Origin of the sequence: Kaistella haifensis DSM 19056, from assembly GCF_000735695.2 — a bacterium.
GTDB lineage: Bacteria > Bacteroidota > Bacteroidia > Flavobacteriales > Weeksellaceae > Kaistella > Kaistella haifensis.
In genome coordinates, this window is record NZ_JASZ02000048.1 from 1 (window position 1) to 6,404 (window position 6,404).

The window sequence follows — 6,404 nt, forward strand, 5'->3', positions numbered from 1 at the left end:
TATCTAATCAATGTGGTGATGAGAAATGATGAAAAGAAAACAGATTTTAAGCCCTTTTCTAAAAGATGGATTATTGAACGGACATTTTCCTGGTTTGATAACGACAGGAGATTATGCAGGAATTACGAATTACTAATGGAAAATTCTGAAAATATGGTAAAATTATCCGCTATAAAAAATTTATTGAATAAAATTTAAACAGGCTCTTAAAAAAGTTGCCATAAAAATTGAATCATTTTGGCTGATAAATAAATTATTTTGTATTTTTGATATTTTTAAGGTCTACATTATAATCAAATTGCTTAATTTTTCACCATCAAAATAATGAAGAATTTCATAGTGTGGCTTCTTTGTGCAGAACAGTTTTTTTTATAAAACTTTCGTTTTTTTATACTATAAAAAATGCTGAAATGTACTGCCGCGCAAAGATTCTTATCATAATTTAAAACAAATCATCCATGTACAGAACTTTTTTCTTTAGTCTTGCTGCTCTATGTGCAGGCTTTGTATCTTTTGCCCAGCAGAATGAATGGGAAAATCCCTCTATCCTCGACCGTAATAAGCTGGAAGGTCATTCCCAATTTGTTATTTACGATTCCGGACAATCTGCAAAATCTGATAACCCGGAACAGTCTCCGTATTTCAAAAGCCTGAATGGCGAATGGAAATTTACTCTGGTAAAAAACCCGGCATTAAAGTCCAAGGATTTTTACACAACAGGCTTTAATGACAGCTCTTGGAAAAATATTCCGGTTCCTTCCAACTGGGAAATCCAGGGATATGATATTCCTATTTATACCAATATTATTTATCCTTTCCCGAAAGACCCGCCTTACATCAAAGGCGATTATAATCCTGTTGGCAGCTATAGGAAAACTTTTACACTTCCCGACAGCTGGGATCATCAGTCGGTAATCCTGCATTTTGGCTCCATTTCCGGATACGCGCAGGTTTTCCTGAACGGGAAGGAAGTAGGAATGACCAAAGCCAGCAAAACCCCGGCTGAATTTGATATTACAAAATTTTTAAAAAAAGGAGAGAACCTGTTGGCCGTTCAGGTAACACGTTGGCACGACGGAAGCTATCTGGAAGACCAGGATATGTTCCGCCTTTCAGGAATTGAGCGCGATGTTTGGCTGCAAGCAGTGCCGGATATTTCCGTATGGGATTATGAAATTAAAGCTGATCTTGATAAAACCTATCAGAACGGGATGCTGGATGCAAAAGTGGATTTGAGAAAGTTCTCCAATTCTAAAAATAAACCAGGTGTGCTGTTTTTTACGCTTTACGATCCTTCCGGAAAAGAAGTTTTCAAAGATTCCCGGAAATATACTACAGCTGCACAGCTGACATTTAAGACAGAAATCCCCTCAGTGCACAAATGGCATCCGGAAACGCCAAGCCTTTACCGATATCAGATGCAATGGAAATCTTCCGATGGGAAAGATCAGGTCATCAGTGGATTCACTGGTTTCCGGAAAGTGGAAATAAAAGATGCTCAGCTAATGGTAAACGGGAAACCGATAATGGTAAAAGGAGTCAATTCGCACGAGCATGATCCAAAAACCGGCCATGTTCCAAATCCTGAGCTTCTGAAAAAAGATATGCAGCTGATGAAGCAGGCCAATATCAACACCATCAGGATGAGCCATTATCCGCACGATCCAAGCTGGTACAAATTTGCAGATCAATACGGTTTCTTCATTATTGATGAAGCCAATATAGAAAGCCACGGAATGGGCGTTTCCTACGACAGCGATTTGGATAAATCCAAACATCCCGCTTATCTTCCTGTTTGGGCGCCTGCGCATATGGACCGCATAAAAAGAATGGTAGCTGTGGACAAAAACCATCCTTCTATTATTGTATGGAGTATGGGTAACGAATGTGGGAACGGCCAGGTATTTTACGATGCATACGATTGGCTGAAGGAAAACCAACCGGGAAGACCAGTAATGTTTGAACAAGCCGAACAGAACCGGAATACCGATATTGTAGCTCCTATGTACCCACCCATTTCTTATATGAAAGAATATGCGTTAAGCGACAAAAAGCGCCCGTTCATTATGTGTGAGTATAGTCATGCTATGGGGAACAGCAGCGGTAATTTTCAGGAATATTTTGATGTTATCGCAACAAGCCCGAAAATGCAGGGCGGTGCAATTTGGGATTGGGTAGATCAGGCTTTCCCTGCTAAAAATGAAAAAGGAGAACTGTATTATGGTTATGGCGGGGATTTCGGTGGAGAAAACCTTCAGAATGACCTTAATTTTTGCGGAAACGGAATTATCGATACCGAAAGAAATGTACATCCGGGATATTTTGAAGTAAAAAAAGTATATCAGGATATCAATTTCGCATACAATAATGGAACTTTGAATATCAGGAACAAATACAATCAGCTCCCTTTATCGGATTTCAATTTCAAATGGGAATTGCTGAAAGACGGGAAGCCGGTTCAGAACGGAACATTCAGTGCAAATGCACAAGCCGGGAAATCAGAACAAATTCCTTTAAAGCTAAATACAACCGGAAAAGGAGAATATTACCTGAGTGTGTATGCCTATCAGAAAAATGCGACAGAAATGATTCCGGCAGATTTTGAGCTGGCAAGAGAACAGTTCAAAATTTCCGGGGATTATTTTACCGAAAACGGAACTTCGGCAAAAGGAAAGGTGAAATCTGCCAAAAAAGGAGATCAGCTTACCTTTGAAGCCGGAAACGTTACCGGAACTTTCGACCTGAAAACCGGAAAGCTGGCTTCATACAAAAAAGCAAACAAGGAAACTGTAACCGGTTTCCCGGAGCCGTTCTTCTGGCGTGCACCCACCGATAACGATTTCGGAAACAAGATGCCGCAAAAGCTTAAAGCCTGGAAAAATGCACACCAAAACCCTACAATTAAGAACATCAGCATAGACAAAAAAAATAAAGAAGGACTCTTGGTAAATGTGCAATATCAGCTGAAAGATCTGGATATCCCTTATCAGGTATCATATCTTGTTCGTCCGGATGGTGAAATTACCGTTACCGCTTCCATCGACAAAACCGGAAAAAATCTGCCCGAAATTCCACGCTTCGGAATGCGTATGGAACTTCCCGGAAGTTTTGAAAACCTGAAATATTACGGCCGCGGTCCTTGGGAAAATTACAGCGACAGAAATACCGCCTCGTTTATGGGGATTTACAACGGAAAAGTAAAAGACCAATATACCTGGAATTATCTTCGTCCGCAGGAATCCGGAAACAAAACCGATGCACGCTGGATCGAACTTTCCAACGGAAATACAACTTTTAAAATTACCGGCGAACAACCGCTAAGCTTCAGCGCACTGAATGTGAAAACGGAAAGTATTGATCCGGGAGATGAAAAAAAGAGATGGCATACACTTACCGATTCTCATCCGCAGGATAAAGTTTTTCTTAGTGTTGACCTTGCTCAGCGCGGTGTTGGCGGCGATAACAGCTGGGGAGCGCTCCCGCACGAAAAGTATTTGCTGAATGCCGATAAATACAGTTATAGCTATACCATAAGTGTAGAATAATCCTTGTTGTATGGCGAAAAGAACAATACAATTTTCTCAGTTTCTCATCGTTTTTTTTCCTGCTTTTTTCTTAGCACAATCTGTGGATAAGAATCTTTGGAAAGCGCAAATTAATCTCGAAAAAAAGTATCAGACCATCGATAACTTTGCTGCGGCCGGATGTTGGTTTGCAGAAGGCATCGGCAAATACTGGCCGGAAGAGAAGAAACAAAAAATTGCCCAGTTGCTTTTTAGCCGGCAAACCGACGATAAAGGAAATCCTTTGGGAATAGGGCTTTCGGGATGGCGCTTTAATATCGGTGCAGGAACACAGGAGCAGGCAGATAAAAGCGGTATCAGCGATTTCCGCAAAAGGGTGGAATGCTTTCAGAATCCTGACGGAAGCTACAGCTGGAACCGGCAGGAAGGATACCAGTGGTTTTTGAAAAAAGCCAAAGAATACGGTGTAGAACGCTTGATCGCCTTTTCCAATTCACCGCCGGTTTTTATGACGAAAAATGGACTGGGATTTAAAACGGAAAAAGACAATACTTGCAACCTTCCGGCAAATCGTTTTTCGGATTTTGCGAAATTTTTGGCAGAAGTGGTCGAACATTTTGAAAAAGAAAACCTGCATTTTGATTATCTCAGCCCGGTTAACGAACCGCAATGGGATTGGTTTGGCGAATTTGGAAAAGCAAAGCAGGAAGGTTCGCCTTGGAGCAATGCAGATATTTCTGAAATAGCAAAAATTCTCGATAAAGAGCTTTCAAAACAACAGCTGAATACAAAAATACTTTTGACGGAAGCCGCGCAGCTCGATTTTCTGTATGCAGGTTACGGTCCTGCACAACAGCAGGTATCAGCATTTTACGATGAAGAAAGTCCGCAATATCTTGGGAACCTTACACATCTTCCTAAAATTATAGCAGGACACAGCTATTTCACAGAATCATCGGATAAGCGACTGCTGGATGTCAGGAAAAAAACCGGTGAAATTGCAGATAAATACAGGCTAAATTTTTGGCAGTCAGAATATTCTATGCTGGGAAAAGGTTATACAGAAGGCAAATCGGGACAGGTCTCCGCTATAGATTGTGCGCTGTTCCTGGCGAAAGTGATCCATTTTGACCTGACGGTTGCCAACGCTTCGGCTTGGCAATTTTGGAATGCTTTTGAACCGGGACCTTCGGAGTACGATACCCGATATTATTTTATTGCTTTGGATCCCAATGAAACTTATACCAACGGAAATTTTCATCCAGTCAAGACACTTTGGGCGATGGGACATTACAGCTATTTCATTCGGCCGGGGATGCAGCGTATCGACTTAAATATGGGATTATCGCCGGAGCAGCAGGCGCAGGAAGTAATGGCTTCAGCCTATCAGGGTCCTTCAACCGGGAAAGTTGTAGTTGTATTGATTAATTATTCGCCGGAAGAAAAAACCGTGAAGTTCGATCTTCCCACGAAGTTCAGGGAAATTACGCAATATCTTACCACAAAAGATCCGGAGATGAATATGAAGAAAAACGCCGTCCGAAAAGGAAAACTCAGGAAATGGAATTTTCCGCCACGATCTATTTCAACATTAGTTTTTGAACCATAAATCCCAAATACAATGAAAAAACTCATATTTCTGTATATTTTATTTCTGTTTTCTAACTTTCCGGCGCAGAACGGCAAGAATATAAGCTTCAAGCCGGGCGAAATATGGAAGGATACAGATGGTGTCCACATTAATGCGCACGGAGGCGGAATTTTGTTCGATAAAGGAACATATTATTGGTTTGGCGAATTTAAAGGTGATACCAATGATGCGCAGGTTGGCGTAACGGTTTATTCCGGCAAAGATCTTTACAACTGGAAAAATGAAGGAGTTGCCCTGAAAGTGAGCGAAGATCCGAATTCCGAAATCACAAAAGGCTCGATTATCGAACGTCCGAAGGTAATCTATAACACCAAAACGAAAAAATATGTGATGTGGTTTCATCTCGAATTAAAGGGAAGAGGATATGAAGCTGCCAGAACCGGCCTTGCAGTTAGCGATAAGCCGGCAGGACCTTACCGTTTTATTCGTTCTTACCGACCAAATGTAGGAAACTGGCCTGTTGATTTTCCCGATTCTCAGAAAAGAAGAGTGAAAGGGGAAGATACCATCAAAAGCTGGACCCCGAAATGGATTGAAGCCATCCAGGACGGAATGTTCCTGAGACGGGATTTCGCAGTCGGGCAAATGTCCAGGGATATGCAGCTTTTTGTAGATGATGACGGAAAAGCTTATCACATCCATTCCGCTGAGGAAAACGGCACTCTTCATATAAGTCTTCTGACGGATGATTATCAGGATTTTACAAATGAATTTGCGGTAATGATGCCGTCAGACTTCAACGAAGCGCCTGCCATCTTCAAAAAAGACGGAATGTATTATATGATCGCTTCCGGAACCACAGGCTGGAAACCCAATCCTGCAAGATCTTTCCGTGCGAAAAATATTTTTGGTCCTTGGGAATCACTTGGAAACCCTGCGGTTGGCCCAAAAGCGGAAACCACTTTTGATTCGCAAAGCACCTATATCCTTCCGGTTCAGGGGAAAAAAGATCAGTTTATTTAGTCTCTCCTTAAACCACCTATAATTTACTGATTATTAGTATTTTGGGTTTAAAACAGCTTGTTTTTTATTGCAAGAATTTGTATCTTAGAGCTTTAAAACCTTGCAAATATGTTGGGGAAAAATCCAGAAAAGAAGCCAGAATTATTCCGCCCAATGTTGGTGGATTTTATTGACCACGAGCATGAACTTGTTCTACTTTCAGAAAAAATAGATTGGAATTATTTTGAGAAAGAATTTTCGCCCTTGTATTCCAAAGTGGGCAATCC

The 6,404-nt window shown here is 41.2% G+C and carries 4 protein-coding genes; all 4 read left to right on the top strand.

What is annotated here, in order from left to right; genetic code table 11:
* A partial coding sequence (locus AP75_RS13285) for a transposase (protein WP_139175304.1) occupies nucleotides 1–198 on the top strand: 198 nt, incomplete at its 5' end.
* A 260-nt stretch (nucleotides 199–458) separates the two neighbouring features.
* Nucleotides 459–3,545, top strand: a complete 3,087-nt coding sequence (locus AP75_RS13290; RefSeq protein ID WP_076781515.1) for a glycoside hydrolase family 2 TIM barrel-domain containing protein — start codon at nucleotides 459–461, stop codon at nucleotides 3,543–3,545.
* Nucleotides 3,546–3,555: 10 nt separating this feature from the next.
* Nucleotides 3,556–5,133: a glycoside hydrolase gene (locus AP75_RS13295; RefSeq protein WP_084173835.1), complete on the top strand. Its 1,578-nt coding sequence runs from the start codon at nucleotides 3,556–3,558 to the stop codon at nucleotides 5,131–5,133.
* A 12-nt stretch (nucleotides 5,134–5,145) separates the two neighbouring features.
* Nucleotides 5,146–6,138 carry a glycoside hydrolase family 43 protein gene (locus AP75_RS13300; RefSeq protein WP_076781516.1) on the top strand — a complete coding sequence of 331 codons (993 nt, stop codon included), beginning with the start codon at nucleotides 5,146–5,148 and terminating at the stop codon, nucleotides 6,136–6,138.
* The last annotated feature ends 266 nt before the right edge of the window (nucleotides 6,139–6,404 follow it).

What these genes read in the sequence shown, in the direction of transcription:
- AP75_RS13300 (WP_076781516.1), top strand. Translation starts at nt 5,146, where the DNA reads ATGAAAAAACTCATATTTCTGTATATTTTATTTCTGTTTTCTAACTTT.
- AP75_RS13290 (WP_076781515.1), top strand. Translation starts at nt 459, where the DNA reads ATGTACAGAACTTTTTTCTTTAGTCTTGCTGCTCTATGTGCAGGCTTT.
- AP75_RS13295 (WP_084173835.1), top strand. Translation starts at nt 3,556, where the DNA reads ATGGCGAAAAGAACAATACAATTTTCTCAGTTTCTCATCGTTTTTTTT.